Genomic DNA, 15,535 nt, shown 5'->3' with positions numbered 1-15,535 from the left:
TACCTATGTATGGGCATGGTAGTTTTGTTTTGTAAGATGGCTGGTATTGCCTATGGTGCATGCCGACCCGGCACCTTATGATGCCGGGCCTCTCTCGCACTAGGCTTCATACTGGCGCAGGGCTTCGCGCAATGATGGGGGAACGGGCACCGCTCTCATCTGTTCTCCTTCTCGCTGCATACAGGCTACCTGCTGTTCGCCGCGCGCTGCCAGCGTTTCTTGCTGCCCTTTCACGCGCCAGTATTCAAACTGGAGTGTGATACGGCTCTGCGTTAAAGCGCCGAGGCTCATGCGGACGATAATATGGTCGAAGGCAAACAATTCAGAGAGGTATTCGCAGGAACAACGTATCGTTACCAGTGCCAGGCCGTTCTCAAGGGCCTGAAGGACATCGGGTGCCAGATCGTGCAGAAACATTTCGCGGCAGCGCCCTTGCCAGCGCAAATGATTCACATAGTACACATTGCCGACGAGGTTGGTTTCCTCGAAACCGATCACGTGATGGTACTCATAGGTTCGCATGATGTTGTTCTATCCCTCTATTCCTTCATGGTGCTTTCAGCGTATTAAAGCGGGAGGTGCAGACGGCCTGTTCCAGTTTCATCACCTTTCGATGCCGAAAGCAAAGATTATGGGTTGTTGCTCGCCACCAGGCCTGGTGGCATAGGTGACAATGAGAAAGGGACCGCTTGCCAGCTGTTGCCATCCGTCTTCATGGCAGGTGGTGAGCACCAGAGGGGCATCGGGCAATGCCCCTATCTTCTTCAGACATTCGCCTGCAGCCCAGACATGTGTCGCCGCCGTGTTCAGATCGTCGTGCCCCTCTTTCGCGAGTAGCAGTGCTAGATGATAGCGTTCCATCCCTAACAGGTCCTGCCAGCATTCTGCCGTCTTTTCCTCTTTTCGCACGAGATCACAGCTAAGTGGGACGGATCCCGACACCGCGAGCGTAAAGTTGCCAGCGTGTGCGGTAGAGACAACTTGATCGGCTAGTAATAGCTTGCCGTCAGGGCGTTTGTGCAGAGCGCGAGCAGACGCTCCGATGATGCTGAAGAGTGCCTGCCGACTACGTTCGCTCTCTTGAAGCGATGTATCATCTTGGAGCGTGACTCGGATGCTTACTCCTGGTATCAGTTCGCCGACGCGCCGCTCGAGATAGGGCCCAAAGAGTGTGACTGCCCACTGCTCCGGTGAGACAGTCGCTTGTACCTGCTGTAGGTGTAGCCCGATCCATTGTTCATAGATCTCCCCTGTTTCATCCTGTACTTCGATGTCATAGATGAAGTGGGTTTCCTGACGAGAGCGCTCCCTGGCAATGGTTTGGTAGGTGTGAGTCCTGGATGCGTCCAGTGAGCGAAGACGCAGCGCCTCTATGGCGGTTGGGAGTAGCGTTGCTTGTGGGATACAGGCTTGTATGGCGTGAATAACGGTGTCATGTAGGGCGGCATCGCCTAACACCAGTTGTGTTGGGAGATAGCGAGCAAACCACTCTCCTATTGGCTCGGCATGAATATCCGCAATACACTCAGTGGCACACAGGTGGCGATAGCCTTTTAAGCGCGTGAAGCGTCCACGATGGAAGAGGATACTTCCATAAAGGTCTTTATGTGGATCAAGCGGTATCGCGACCTGATCGGTCTGACGTACCTGTTCCAGTTGGGAGAGTGGCGAGAGCGCCACCTCCGGGTTTTCCGAAAACGTGCACCAGGCTTTAAAGTGGTCGAGCTGGAATGCCGTCTCCTTGCTTCGTATGGCAAGCTCTACTTTGCCAGAAGCATGTACCAGGGCAATGATGCGTAAGGTGGAGGAGCTTTTTGCTGGAATGACCAGGGGTTTGATGAATTGTATGTGCTCAAAGATGGGTAAGCATGTTTCTCCTGTGACTGCCTGCGCGGCCTGTGCCATGGCTTCCAAACCGACTACGGCTGGCAGAAGGCGTTCACCCTGGACTTGATGGTCATCGAGATACAAATCGGTGCTTGTGGAAAGCTCGGCCTGCGCGATAAGCTCTATACCTGGATAGTACATTTTTATCTCTTCAAGGAAGCGTAGGAAGGGGAGGGATGGCTTTTCCATAGAGAGTGTTGGCGCGTTTCCGAAGCGTCCACTGACAACGATACGGGAACTTTGGCCTCGATAGTCGAGGAGCTGGCGGAACAGTTGGATACCTTTGTCAGGTGTGATGGGAGTAATGCCTTCGCGTTTCAATGCGTCGACTCGCCCCAGTCTTTCACCCATACCTACCCCAGACCATACGGACCATTCAATGCAGAGACAGTGGCAGGCAGGATGGGCTTGTTGGAATGCTTCGGTCAGCTGACCCAACCATTCATTTGCCAGTGCGTAGTCGGCTTCTCCGCGCATCCCGGTTCGAGCAATCACTGAACCAAAGGTAACAACAAGGCGTAGTTGTGTTGTTGTTACTGCTTTCAGGATATTTTGAAGTCCGGCTATCTTGGGGGCCAGAGTCTGTTTGAAGGCTGCCTCATCAAGTACGCTCAAGAGTGCTGGCGTATTTGCTCCAGCTCCGTGCAATATCCCTGTGATTCGACCCAGTTGTATCTCAAATTGCTGAACTGCTTTCTGAACAGAGCTCGCGTCACAGACGTCTACTGCTTGATAGCGATACCGAATGCCCGCATCTCTCATGCGCCGAAGATTGTCCGCCAATGCGCTATCCTGTTCGGGATGCGAGCGTCCCATGAGTGCCAACTGGATGCCTGTCTCTTGAGCTAGCGCAAAGGCGCATTCGGCGGCAATACCCTTGCCGCCTCCAGAGACCAGGAGGACATCGTGCGGGGAGAGAGAAAGAGGGTCTTGTCGCTGTCCCTGGGGAACCATCAGTTTGCGAAGCACTGGTATGCTGCGGTTCCCTGTCCTGTTGTACTTCACTTCCACATATCCTCGCGCATGAGCTGTTTCTTGTGCTGCCCATTGAGCAGTCTGGGGATGGTTCGCGGGAATATTTAAGACGCACACCGTTATCCCTGGGCGCTCTAGATGGAGAGTACGTGCGACGCTGCCTGCGCCCTTGCCGTGCTGGATCAGTACAAAATGCGTGCTGTTGCTACCGTGGAGAGTAGCGTGTATTGCTTGTAGTAAGAGAGAGAGGCATTCTTCTTCTTTTTCTTCTGGCAAACAGACGACAGTTCCTTGACCTGCTACCCTGGTAAAGGCTTCCTGTAGTTCCAGTGTATAGGGATAGCCAGGCGGCGTAAAGAGTTGCCAGTCGCCTTTCCCTTCCTGCCGGTGGCCCGTTGGTAGAGGGGCCTCAATATCGCTGATTTCAAATGGATATACCCAGGGATAAAGGCCAGCTACCTCTTGTTCGCCTTCTTTAGGCGCAAGGCTTCCCGTCCTTTGTAGTTCTTCTAACGCCTGGGCTACCTCCTGAACGGTTGCATCGGCATAGTCTGTGGGCGCAATGGATGGGGCTAATCCCATCTGGCGGCAGGCATCAGCGATAATCTGTCCAACGGTAATCGAGTTTAAGTGCAGATCGCTGAGCAGGCGGTTTTCGCGCTGTATAGACGCGTTAGGAAGCTCAGCTCGCGCAGCGATCAACTGCTGGACGATGCTTAGTGCGGATGTGGTGTCAAGTTGCGTATCAGCCGGGCGCTCATTTCCCTCCCTGCTCATCTCTGGCTGCGGTCCCAAGCTGATACCTGTGAGTGGCTCCTGTTCGCAGGGATTGACGAGAAATTGTGGTCGCTTGGAGGAATCAAATGGTCTGTTAAAGCGTTCCTTGAAGAGCACGTCTGGCCGCACAGGTGCCCCAAGGGCGTATGCTGCGGCGATAACGGAGAGTACGCTCCTTAACGATGAACTTCCTATATCCATGGATAGTGTCGGAACGCTGGAGATATCGCCCGTGAGGCCGCTCAAAATGTTGCCTGGGCCCACCTCGACGAAAAGATCAACCTGTTCTTGTGCTTGTAAGACTGCCTTCAGAAAGTGGACAGGCTGAGTGATTTGTTGATACAAGAGGTCTTTGAGGTCGTTAGTTTCGGTCAGCAGATTCCCGGTTACCGTCGAGAATATGTTGCGTTGCGGTGGCGCAAACTGTTCTGATGCAAGGTAGGCGCGCAATGCCTGGGCGGCTTCCTGTACCAGTGGAGAGTGAAAGGCGTGAGAGACCGGTAAGCGTGTACACTTGAAGCCTTGTGCCCGCGCTCGCGCGGCGACCCTGTTTACTGCAAACACTTCTCCTGAAATGACCGTCTGGTGTGGAGCGTTGATGCCCGCGAGGGCTACTGGTTCGTCACCGATCAGGGTTTGTACCTGCTCTTGTGTTCCTGCTATGCTGACCATTGAACCCGTCTGACGGGTCAACTCGGCCATGGCCTGACCTCGCATCGTCGCAATGCGGACTACCGTGGGCGCGTCGTATACTCTAGCCCAATAAAGAGCTGCTAGTTCTCCCAGGCTGTGACCGATGCCGATGTCCGCAGAAATGTTGAGTTCCTCAAGGAGGTGCAAGCCAGCCAGGATATGCGTGATAATAGCTGGTTGAGCAACTCTTGTGTTTTTTTCGTTCTGCTCAGGGGAGAGACGCGCTTGTTGGTAGAAATACTCAGCAGAGGAAAAGCGCCGCCGGAAAGCGCCGCCGGACAGATAGGTTGGCGACCCCTGTCCTGGGAAGAGAAAGCCAATCCTCGGGGCACGCTCGCCTGTGCCAATGAAAAGTCCCGCCTGACTATCTAGGTATTGAGTCTGACCTTGTGCTATCAGTTCTTTCAACCGGTGCAACTGCGAGCCAAGTTCCTCTGCATTTTTGCACACTAGTCCAGCGCGTAGGCTGTTCTTGTGTACACGCGAGGCAAGAGAAGAGGCGAGGTCACCCAATTCAGCCAGCGAGATATGCTCGACTATGGTTTGCAATTGCTCTATCTGTGACAGGAGGTCTGGTGCATCTTGTCCCGAGAGTAGCAGCAATTCCACATCCTGCGCCGAGGAAAGTAATTGTTGCTCGCGGGCTGTGAGCGCCGTACGACGAGTGGGGCTGGCACTTTCAAGGACCAGGTGGGCATTAATACCACCAAACCCCATCGCGCTGACGCCTGCGCGAAGATGCGCTTCGTGGGGCCAGAGCATACCTCGTTGTGCGATTGCAAGTTCAGCATCCTTGCGTGTGATTTCACGATGCGGATTGATGGTCCCGCTTGTGGGGGGGATGACTTGCATCGCGAGGGCTGTGGCCGTCTTGATAAGTCCCGCTACGCCCGCTGCCGCCTTGGTGTGCCCGATATTGGCCTTGACAGAACCAATTACGGCTCGCTGGGATGAACTGCCAGCCTGCTTGCGCGCGGCGGTGAGCGTTTGCAATTCTGTTGCATCTCCTACGCTTGTTCCTGTCCCGTGACATTCGAAGTATGTGACGGTATCAATGCCGAAGCCTGCGCGCTGGTATGCTCTGGTAAGGGCAATCTGTTGGCCTTCTGTTTCAGGCCTGGTAATTCCTCCGCTCCCATCGGATGAGATACCCCATCCTCGGATGAGGGCATAGATGCGCCGTTGTTGGGCTATGGCGTCCTCATAACGCATCAGGACCACGAAGCCACACCCTTCACCAGGCAGAAAACCTGAAGAATGTTCGTCAAAGACTCGCATATCCTTCTCTGTAAGGGCCGTCGCTTTGGCGAAACCAATAATTTCGAAGGGATCAATACTGATGTCAACTCCTCCTACCAGACCGACATCAATATCGCGGGCGACCAACGCTGTACAGGCGTTTGAAACCGCCAGCAATGAGGAGGCGCAGGCCCCATCAACCGTATATCCACCACCTTGCAGATTAAAGTAATTGCAGATACGGCCCGCAATAGTATTGGAGAGACTACCAGCTAGCGTTTCCTCACCAACTGGCGCGAATGGAGCTTTATAGGCCTGTTCAAGTCGCTGAAGGAATGCCCGGCACTCCTCAACGCTCCAGCCAGCGTTCTGTAGTTCCGCCGATACCACGCGTGATACATATGGCCAGCGTAACCGTAAAGAATTGGCGCGGGAGAACTCACCTGTAAGTGTATTACCAACCAGTACTCCCGTTGATATTGTTGGGAGGTCGTGTCCCTGGGCAAAGCCCGCGTCTTCTAAGGCTTGTGTTGCGATATCCAGTGCCAGCCAGTGCGCCATGTCGCTTGACCGATACGCCGTGCCTGAGATACGGAAGCGGACGCGGTCAAATTCATACCCCGTGAGGAAGGCTCCCTGGGTTGAGTAGGTGCTGTCTGGCGTTGAATGCTGCGGGTGATAATAGTCTTCTAGACGAAACTTATCAGGAGGGATGCGACGAAACGCTTTACGTTGCGAGAGTGCATTTTCCCATAACTCCTGTGGTGATTTTGCATCGGGATAATGACAAGCCATGCCAACAATGGCTATTGCTGATTCCATAGTAGATCCTCACTTCTATCTCGAGACTATATTCACACGGGAATAGTAGCAATTGGTGCTTCTAAAGAGAACATCTACTGCGTGTATTGCTCAAATAGCCTGAGCACGTTACCTGGAGAGAGAAAACGCGAAACTGGTCTGAATACGCTCTCGCCAGGTTTCGTATGCTGGCATATCTGGGTCTTGTTGTGAAAGAGGTAGTCCTTCCAACGCCTGGTCTGTTATACTGGCTGCCTGCTGCGCAGATGTGTGACAGAAAATCTGACAGGCCTGTTCAGTTTCCTCCTGCAGGTTGTTTGCCCGCTGTCTGGCCTTCGCGGCAAAAGCCGCCCCTTGGGCCAGTTGTGGTCTATATTGGTTTGCGGCTTGATATAACAAGTGGAGGTCGGTTGCAATTGCACCTCCGGCATAGGTACTTGCTAGTCCGATACCGCTCCAGAGATCAGGCTGTCGTGAGACGGGAAAGGCTTGAATGGTAGCGATGATACGTGAAACATCCGTGCCTTGCACAAACCAGAGGCTTCTGCCAAGACCTTGATCGAAGCTTCGTTTTTCATAGCCCACGAGATGTTTGTGTTGTACCTGTTGCTGGAACATGCGTCGCCAGGAGAAATATCCTTCATGAAAACCATAGCCATCAAGTGCCAGCCAGCGATAAAGGGAATCCATGCGCGACAAAACGCGTTGCCTAGAACGTGGCACGCGCGCAAACGTCCATCCTAAACCGACGTGAAGCATATAGGCATGTTCGTCTCCCTCCTTTGCAAGAAAGGTCAAGAGGCGTTGCTTCCAGGGAGAAAAGTAGTCGAGCATTGCCAGCGCCATCGCTGCGCCTTCATACGCAAACCCTTTGAGTGCCATATCGACCTGTTCGAGTTGAGGGACAAATTGTGTGTGCTGGTCGTTTTGTAAAACGGTATTGTATCCATGAACAAAGGCTTTACCACATTGCTCAAGCCTTTCTTTCCCTTGCTTTTGGCCCATGAAAAACCCTCGCCTCTGAAATGTTGTTTCGATTGGATCTATTCCAAGAAGCGAGGTTCGCAGATGAGTGAAGATGCGTGGCATTCAGATCTCCTTTCCTCGACGACCAATGACACAGTAAGCATAAAATATTATCGGCTCGCATGTCTTCTTATAATTTGCTTTATCTGTCTATATGGCGTTTCTTTGTATTTCTATATGTTTCTTTGTGTAGAGTTGCAGCGTTCCGCCTCTCTTCTCCAAGGGGAGGAAAGCTTCTTACTTGTCTGTATAGTTCGCCGAGGTGACGTGTTGCTCCTGCTCGGATGATGTGAGCGCCTGCTGTTTCAACTGTTGGGAGAATAGGAGAAAACAGCAAAGTGTGAGAAGCTTTGAGGTCGATGAAGTGTGTAAACTTGTGATCATTAGCCTCTTACGGAGGTTAGTGAAAGCATATGCGTGTGCTAATGGGAATTGGGTTGCAATATGCAAGGAGAAAATATGGAGACAAGGAAGCACAAAGACCAATTTGCACCGTACAGCGGGATAAGTGTGGATGACGGCCCCCCACCTGTATTGGAGGAGCGCATAAGTAGACGCACTGTGCTCAAGGTAGGTGTTGGGGGAGCAGTTGCCGCCGTAGGATCTGGAGCCTGGCTGGGGTACGATCGGAGTATTGCGCTGGCGAAACAGGGCGGTGGTGGGAACACGGGAACAGATAATATCGTAATTCAATGGAACAAGGCCTTACTGCAAGCGATACGTGATACCAATCCCGGTCCCACTGTTGCTTCGCGTGCGCTTGCTATCGTCCATACCTGTATGTATGACGCATGGACGGCGTATGACCGTGTGGCGCTTCCGACACAGAGAAACGGTCTTCGCAAACAGCGGCAAGGAGGGAAGAACTGGAAATCAATAGAGCTATCAGTAAGTTATGCTGCTTATCATGCGCTCGTCGACCTCTTTCCTTCACAAACCCCTGTCTTCGATATCATGATGAGGGGGTTAGGATATGACCCTGGGAATACCTGTACCGATCCGACAAATCCTAGTGGAATTGGGAATGTTGCGGCTCGGGCGGTTCTCTCGTACCGTTCTCGGGATGGATCGAATCAGCTGAATGGCTATGTCGATACTAGCCACTATATCCCGGTCAATTCGCCTGATGCGCTTGTCAGTCCTCTGCACTGGCAGCCGTTGCGTGTGAATGGAATCGTTCAGAAGTTCACAACTCCCCATTGGGGAACTATTGCCCCTTTCGCACTATCATCGGGTAAGCAGTTCCGGCCACCTGGTCCGGTGATGGACTCCGCCAGTAGTGCGTACAGGCATCAGGCCGAAACGATAGTTCGCTATAGTGCAACGTTGAATAATACCATGAAAACGATAGCTGACTACTGGGCTAACGGTCCGAACTCCGAGACACCTCCTGGCCACTGGGCGCTTTTTTGTCAGTTCCTCTCGGCGCATTCGATCTCAAGAAAGAACAAGCACGATATCGGTGATGACATCAAGATGTTCTTCGCGCTCTCCAATGCCCTGTTCGATGCGAGCATTGCCTGCTGGGACGCAAAACGCGCCTACGATTATGTGCGACCGATTAGTGCCGTCCGCTACCTATACGCTGGCAAGCCTTTGGTATGTTGGGGTGGGGTAGGCAAGGGAACGGTAACCATGCCAGATGGAGCACACTTTCTTCCCTATCAGGAGTCGTCTGTCGTGACGCCGCCGTTTCCCGAGTATGTCTCGGGCCATAGCACGTTTAGTGCAGCTGGTGCCTACATCCTGCGGCAGATACACGCAAGCGATCGTTTTGGTGACTCGTTTACGGCTGCTCCTGGAAGTTCTCTCATTGAACCTGGTTTGGCCCCCAAAGTTAGCGTAACCCTTTTCTGGCCTACTTTCTCTGCGGCAGCAGATGAGGCTGGGCTTTCTCGCCAATATGGTGGTATTCACTTCAATCAGGCAGATCATGACGGTCGGACACTCGGCAGGCAAGTAGCAATACAGGTCTGGCAGAAGGCGGAGGCCTTCATAAACGGCACGCTCTGAGAACGCAGCACTCCAGCTTCTTTTGTCGCATCATAACAATGGCGGTGAAAGGCTACTGAGAAGATGGGGGAAAAAGCATATTTAACGCAAAGTATAAGAAGAGGAAGTGCAAAAAATAGGTTACAGTAACATTAGGCGTTACGAAAGAGTTATGTACGACTACGAGCCAGGCGGCAACTGAGAAATATAGCTGGGAACCGAGCAGTATTTCTGCCTTGCCTACGATTCTAGGATGTATGCGCTCGTTACCGAGTCCTTTGGAGGAGGATGTCTCTGTAACTCCTTACGTAAGCCACGGCTTCATAAGTACATCTGTATGACCCCACTACAGGATGTTATGTGATAGGTCATGCATAAGTACAGTGTGTTTCAGTTGTATGTGTTTTATACACAGGAGGAAAACAATGGCAATTGACAAGGCACAGGTTACCAACAAAACCCTCGTACCAAGTCCAAAGAGTCTGGATGAACTGCAGTTGTTCACGATGCCTGAGGGTGGTACCGATCGACTCAGCTTTATCACCTGGGACACGATTGAAGTTATCGGCCGCGGCGAAGAAGTCATCGAGTTCCATGGGCATTACGCTATCGAGCGTGCCAACCCTACATCGGCGGATTGGTCTGAAGCGTCGATCGACATCACGATGCGCGAGCTGAGTGTCGATGGAGTAAGCCCGACCTTTGGTCGTGTCCATGCCAGTGTTAACTATGACCTCGGCAAGTTTTCCGGTGGCCAGGTGCGCAAGGGAACCGTCTACACCGCTCCTGAATCGCCGAAGCTCTGCCAGATGTACGGTTACATGCAGTTCGACCTTGTCGACCTGGGAATGACGGTATTCAACAAAGAGGCTATCGTGCTGGAACACAACATTACTCATGTCCCACCTGTGGGCCAGGGTGGTGGTACCAAAGAGCGCGTGGATGTTCCTCTGTACCGCAAAGATGATCCTGATGGCGAGCCTGTGGCTATTCTGCATCGAGTGAAGACGCACATCGGTGCCTGGCTGTCATAATAGCGCTCGCTGCATTGCTACCTCTGATTTCTCTATCCGCTCAGGAGTATCCTGTAGCGGGTAGAGGCGTTTCTGCGCGTGTAGCGATACTGGCACCTGTTGCTCTTGAGTGGGCGAAGCGTAGAGGAGACGTATACATGGAGATACATGTCAACGGAGTGGCGCATGAAATCAATGATGGTGATATCAGACCAGAAGAGACGGCTCTAGATATTATACGCAATAAGTTATTGCTTACAGGCGCAAAACGGGCTTGCGACGCTGGCGCCTGTGGCGCTTGTACCATATGGCTCAACCAGAAGCCGGTCATAGGGTGTCTGCTTCCCGCTCATGCTATGGCTGGGCAGGAAGTACACACGATCGAGGGCATCGGGCCGAAACTGCATCCTGTGCAGAAAGCCTTTCTTGCCAATGATGCTTTACAATGCGGGTTCTGTACTCCTGGCGTTATCCTTGAAGCCATATATTTCTATCAGCAGTGGCGTGCTAAAGCAACTGATGTGCAACCAACGCGAGAAGAGATCCAGGCCGCCCTCTGTGGTCACCTCTGTCGCTGTGGTGCGTACGAAGGCATGATTCGCGCTCTACAAGAGGCGTGCGCCGGACGCTTTGAGGGAGCGAGTCCACCCTATGGACCACGTCAAGATGCCTACGCGAAAGTCACAGGGCAGACGCGTTATACGGTCGACGTACAGTATGATGGTCAACTCGAAGGGGTCATTTTGCGTTCTCCCTATGCCCATGCGAAGGTCAAGCGCATCGATATCTCTCAAGCCGCCACATTTCCAGGTGTCAGAGCCGTTGTCATACTGCTCAATCGGCAGAAGAAAATACGCTACATTGGTCAAGAAGTGCTGGCTGTGGCAGCCGAAAATATGTTGCAAGCTCGCAAAGCTCTTGATCTGATTCAGATTGAATATCAAGTGCTCTCCTCCACAGTTGAGGTTTCGGAGGCCCAGAAGCCCTCTGCTCCGCGTGTGTATCCCCAGGGCAGTCTGGGCGCACCGAATGTTGGAGAGAACCCTCTCTTCCCTGCGCGATGGCAAGGCAATATACGTGGCCCTTTGACGCTGATGTCCCAGCAAAAGCAGACAGCCAGGCGTATAGTGCAGCAAGCGTGTGCAGATGGGGAGACGAGAGTACAAGGAACATGGCGTACACAAGCTGTTTGCCATGCCCCCCTCGAGCCTCATGCCTGCGTCGCGTTGTGGCCGGATGAACGGAGGGTGAAAGTCCATATTTCGACACAGTCCTGTGCACGTATCGCGCAAGAGATTGGGAAACGCTGGCACCTGCCGCTGTCTCAGGTAGAGGTGATCTGCAATGCCGTGGGAGGAGCTTTCGGGGCCAAATTAGGTTTGACCTCAGAGGCTGTCGCTGCGATTGAATTGAGTCGCCGGGCGCAACGGCCTGTGCGTGTCGTTTTTGAGCGGCAGGAAGAATTTATCTCTGGCGGGTACCGCCCAGCGGTGACGCTGCACCTCAAAGCATCTGCAGATGGGCAAGGTGATATGAAGGCGCTATCTGTCGAGACGTATGGAGACACGGGTATTGGTATTGGCAGTTATGTGGCGAATTTGGGTCGAGCAATCTACCCAGGTATTCCCAAATATCTGGCTGATTATGATATTGTGACCCATAACCCGCCAGGTAAACCATTTCGTGCCCCTGGTGGTCCGCCGCTCTTCTGGGCTCTGGAGCAGGCTGTGGATGAGCTAGCTCAGCGGGTGGGATGCGATCCCGTGCAGTTACGCAGGCGGTGGCAACCGGTGCCGCAACTCTCAGCCCTCTATGATTGGGTCGAGAGCTTGCCTGCTTGGCAACAACGCCACACGTTAGATCGACAGTCAGGATCGATCCGGCGTGGTATTGGATTGGCAGTTGGAAACTGGTTGTACTTCGTACAGCCCAATACCCAGGTATCTTTACAGGTGACTGCTGAGGGGGTGGTCGCATCGACGGCCAGCCAGGACATTGGAAATGGTACTGCCACTACTATTGCTCAGGAGGTTGCCCGTGTTCTGGACTGTGATCCCCAAGATATTCATGTAGAACTGGGAAACTCACACTATGTTATGGGGCCTGCTGCGAGCGGAAGCCGTACGACAGCATCTGTGGTGCCAGCATCCCAACACGCGGCAGAACAGTTGCGTGCCACATTGGAGGAAATCATGGTACAGCGCGAGGCGACCCGCACGTTTGCCATTGGGCCCCTGGGAATACGCAGTGAGCGCGGATTGCTCACCTGGCAAGAACTGGCGGCTAGCTACCCTAAACTCTCTGTCACTGGAAAACGCCAACGCGACGCGAAGCGCTATACGATGCCATTTGCAATCAAGGGAACGCAGATCGGTCACGGTTCAACGTGGAGCGCCTGCGTCTGTGAAGTCGAAGTCAATATGCTGTATGGAACCATACGTGTCCAAAGGGTGTGGAGTGCCATTGCAGCCGGGCGGATTATTGTGCCCGCACTCGCGCGTAGCCAGGTGCACGGCGGTATTATCCAGGGTATCGGTTATGCTCTGTTTGAGGAGCGACAGCAAGATCGGCAGACTGGGAGAGTCATGACCACCAGCTTTGATGCGTATCACCTGCCTGGCATTGCGGAAACGCCTGTCATGGACATCTTCTTTTATGAGGGGGGCTTTGAGTATGTACGTGGGGGAGCCGTAGGGCTGGCCGAAATCAGTACGGTTGCTGTCGCTGCTTCGATTGGCAATGCGGTAGCGCATGCGACTGGCTGGCGCCCGCGAGAACTTCCACTGCGACCAGATCGCGTGCTTAATGCATTGTATGCAGAGGAGACATTATGATCTATTTTCCTGAGACAGTCGACGAACTTGCTCGGTTGAGCGGTGAAATTCGTGCTGGTGGGACCGCGTTACATGATCGTCGTCGGCTAGGGCTTTCTCATGGACCCCTTATCGATCTACGTAATATTGTTGCCTTGGAGAACCTCAATCTCTCTAAGCCGAGTATTGGTGCGATGGTGACCCTGGAGCATCTGGGGGAGCATCCCTGGATTCAAAAGAACTACGCTGCTCTGGCAGAGGCGATTGCACATATTGCTACGCCCCAGATCCGCAGGGTCGCTACGGTCGGCGGGAACCTTCTTCAACGGAATCGCTGTTGGTATTATCGGGAAAAAGACCTTGAATGTTACAAAAAAGGCGGCGATCATTGCTCAGCTCGTCGGGAGGGGCAAGTTTATGATGTCTGCTGGGATCTCGGCCCTTGTATTACGCCGCATCCCTCGACCCTGGGTGTGGTGTTTCTCGCCTATGATGCGGTAGTGCAGACGCTCAAATCACCTGGGCTTTCTATTGAACAACTCTTTGGCGATGGGAGAAGTGCCTCTTGCGATCATTACCTGCCTGCTTCTGATATACTCTGCGCTGTAGAGCTTCCGCCTCCCGTGCCTGAAGTTTCTGGATATAGGCGCGTCTCTGACCGTACCTTTGCCGCGTGGCCGCTTATTGAGATGGTGGTACGCCTTCAGGGGGAACAATACATCTCTCACGCCCATATCGCTGTGGGAGGAATCGCCAGCGTCCCTGTACGTCTCGCCTGGGTGGAAGATTTTCTTACCGGCCAACCGCTAGAACAAATGGTGTTTTCACGGGCGGCAGATCTTGCTGCTGATCCTATCGTTGCTACTGAACTGGTTGCTTCCAGTAAGTACAAGCTCGTGCTGTTGAAAAATTGTCTGCAGGCGCTTCTACAAACATGTGCTCATTCCTTACAGCGGAGTTGTTGAGAGATATCTGTGCTTGGAGAAATGGAAAGTCTCGTGTAGTGAAGATACTATCTGCTCGTGCATAGGTCTCTCTCAACTCTCCTGAGCGATTTTGTTCTGGCTTCACCTAAATACTACATCAAGAGCAGCTATCATCAAGTCAGTACAACTTACGAAGGTGATGATGTACTCCGCGTGGCAATTTCACACGCTGAGAATAATGCTCCAAAAGGCGAAAGAACGCCGGGTCTTTAATCTTCCTTTGTAAGGCAAGATGCTGGCGTTGGCGTAGGGACTCGCGAGATGTATTGGTTGTAAGACTAATTTCAGCCAGCGTATAGCATTTGCCGTCGTGAAGTCCTAGGCGGAGTGATAAAAGCAGGGCGTCTTGTTCATTAAGGATATGGTTGTGTACCTGATGATTGATGAGTTCTGACAGGTGCTTCCTGATTTCCGCAGTACTCTCGTCTTCGGTCAGCCTATAGTTAAAAGTATGCTTGTCTTTTTCCTGGTCTGAGTGAGTTTCTCTTGGCATACTCCACACAACTTTCATGACATGTTCCCTCTTGTATCTATAATGATATACATTTATTCTAACATAATATATACTTTTCACGCAACTAAATAGTAGTTTTTGTAGGCATGCTTTATCACTTTTAAAATATAATTAGCAATCTAGAAGAAGAAAAAGAGATATTTTTCTTTTACACTATGTATGAGTAAGCGTGCATTGCATAGTTATGCTAGAGGGAGCGCATTATAATCTAAACAACGCAATAGCGCGGAGAGAGACGCGAAAGGTATAGAGGCCATGGAGCATTCATCTCTCTAGCAACAAATGCTACCATGACCTGGCTATAGATAGAGACGCTACATACTGAAGAGGTTGTAATCATGCAAGAAGCAGTTTCGCGATTACATAGCAAGGATGTTACTATAGCGCCATCGTATCTATATGAGAGCGGATGTCGCAAGTCAAGCACGGAAGTGCTACGCTATCAAGCGATAGAGCAGGCCATATTGATGATGCGTCAGCGCTTTTCTGATCCTTTGACTTTACCAGAGATTGCTCATTCGGCTCAACTGAGTCAATTCCATTTCAACCGCATCTTCCGTAGTATGACAGGTGTCCCCCCAAGTGTGTATCTTGCCGCGATACGGCTCCAGCAGGCAAAGAGGTTGTTACTCACAACGGACTTAAGCGTGACTGATATTTGTTTTGATGTAGGCTATACAAGTTTAGGAACATTTACCACACGCTTTACACAATTCGTTGGGTTGACACCAACTAATCTGCGTCGATTCGCACAAGATGCTATGATGAGCCTCCCTCCTCAGATGTTTTACGATATGGTTGCCCACAGACAATCTCAAT

The 15,535-nt window shown here is 52.3% G+C and carries 9 protein-coding genes; 5 read left to right on the top strand and 4 right to left on the bottom strand.

Annotation, left to right across the window (positions count from 1 at the left end):
* Positions 1-99: 99 nt before the first annotated feature.
* The 3 genes from JMJ04_RS41035 to JMJ04_RS41025 all read right to left on the bottom strand — a co-directional run bounded on the left by JMJ04_RS41035 (position 100) and on the right by JMJ04_RS41025 (position 7,461).
* Entirely contained in the window at positions 100-522 is a 423-nt protein-coding gene (locus JMJ04_RS41035; protein ID WP_201376187.1) for an acyl-CoA thioesterase, read from the bottom strand.
* 81 nt (positions 523-603) lie between these two features.
* A complete protein-coding gene (locus tag JMJ04_RS41030; protein WP_201376186.1) occupies positions 604-6,393 on the bottom strand; it encodes a type I polyketide synthase in 5,790 nt (1,929 codons plus the stop codon).
* Between the two features lie 108 nt (positions 6,394-6,501).
* Complete coding sequence (locus JMJ04_RS41025) at positions 6,502-7,461, bottom strand: DUF1702 family protein (protein WP_201376185.1); 960 nt, start codon at positions 7,459-7,461, stop codon at positions 6,502-6,504.
* 396 nt (positions 7,462-7,857) lie between these two features.
* Between JMJ04_RS41025 and JMJ04_RS41020 the strand changes: the two genes are divergently transcribed.
* The 4 genes from JMJ04_RS41020 to JMJ04_RS41005 all read left to right on the top strand — a co-directional run bounded on the left by JMJ04_RS41020 (position 7,858) and on the right by JMJ04_RS41005 (position 14,181).
* Entirely contained in the window at positions 7,858-9,411 is a 1,554-nt protein-coding gene (locus JMJ04_RS41020; protein ID WP_236039046.1) for a vanadium-dependent haloperoxidase, read from the top strand.
* Between the two features lie 404 nt (positions 9,412-9,815).
* Positions 9,816-10,424: a DUF6073 family protein gene (locus JMJ04_RS41015; protein WP_201376184.1), complete on the top strand. Its 609-nt coding sequence runs from the start codon at positions 9,816-9,818 to the stop codon at positions 10,422-10,424.
* 137 nt (positions 10,425-10,561) lie between these two features.
* Positions 10,562-13,237 carry a molybdopterin-dependent oxidoreductase gene (locus JMJ04_RS41010; RefSeq protein ID WP_201376183.1) on the top strand — a complete coding sequence of 892 codons (2,676 nt, stop codon included), beginning with the start codon at positions 10,562-10,564 and terminating at the stop codon, positions 13,235-13,237.
* On the top strand, positions 13,234-14,181 hold the full coding sequence (locus JMJ04_RS41005; protein WP_201376182.1) for an FAD binding domain-containing protein: 948 nt from the start codon (positions 13,234-13,236) through the stop codon (positions 14,179-14,181). Before JMJ04_RS41010 ends, JMJ04_RS41005 begins: the two co-directional genes overlap by 4 nt.
* A gap of 139 nt (positions 14,182-14,320) precedes the next feature.
* Here the strand turns inward: JMJ04_RS41005 and JMJ04_RS41000 are convergent, their stop codons facing one another.
* Entirely contained in the window at positions 14,321-14,713 is a 393-nt protein-coding gene (locus JMJ04_RS41000; RefSeq protein WP_201376181.1) for a hypothetical protein, read from the bottom strand.
* Between the two features lie 341 nt (positions 14,714-15,054).
* Here JMJ04_RS41000 and JMJ04_RS40995 point away from each other — a divergent pair.
* On the top strand, positions 15,055-15,535 hold a 481-nt coding region (locus JMJ04_RS40995), incomplete at its 3' end, for a helix-turn-helix domain-containing protein (RefSeq protein WP_201376180.1).

It is taken from the genome of Ktedonobacter robiniae, assembly GCF_016587375.1.
In the GTDB taxonomy this organism is placed as follows: Bacteria; Chloroflexota; Ktedonobacteria; order Ktedonobacterales; family Ktedonobacteraceae; genus Ktedonobacter; species Ktedonobacter robiniae.
Note: the sequence above shows the minus strand (reverse complement) of the source record. Positions and strands in the feature narration are given on the sequence as shown.

Coding starts and splice junctions, on each gene's coding strand:
- JMJ04_RS41035 (WP_201376187.1), bottom strand. CDS start 522: ATGCGAACCTATGAGTACCATCACGTGATCGGTTTCGAGGAAACCAAC.
- JMJ04_RS41030 (WP_201376186.1), bottom strand. CDS start 6,393: ATGGAATCAGCAATAGCCATTGTTGGCATGGCTTGTCATTATCCCGAT.
- JMJ04_RS41025 (WP_201376185.1), bottom strand. CDS start 7,461: ATGCCACGCATCTTCACTCATCTGCGAACCTCGCTTCTTGGAATAGAT.
- JMJ04_RS41020 (WP_236039046.1), top strand. CDS start 7,858: ATGGAGACAAGGAAGCACAAAGACCAATTTGCACCGTACAGCGGGATA.
- JMJ04_RS41015 (WP_201376184.1), top strand. CDS start 9,816: ATGGCAATTGACAAGGCACAGGTTACCAACAAAACCCTCGTACCAAGT.
- JMJ04_RS41010 (WP_201376183.1), top strand. CDS start 10,562: ATGGAGATACATGTCAACGGAGTGGCGCATGAAATCAATGATGGTGAT.
- JMJ04_RS41005 (WP_201376182.1), top strand. CDS start 13,234: ATGATCTATTTTCCTGAGACAGTCGACGAACTTGCTCGGTTGAGCGGT.
- JMJ04_RS41000 (WP_201376181.1), bottom strand. CDS start 14,713: ATGAAAGTTGTGTGGAGTATGCCAAGAGAAACTCACTCAGACCAGGAA.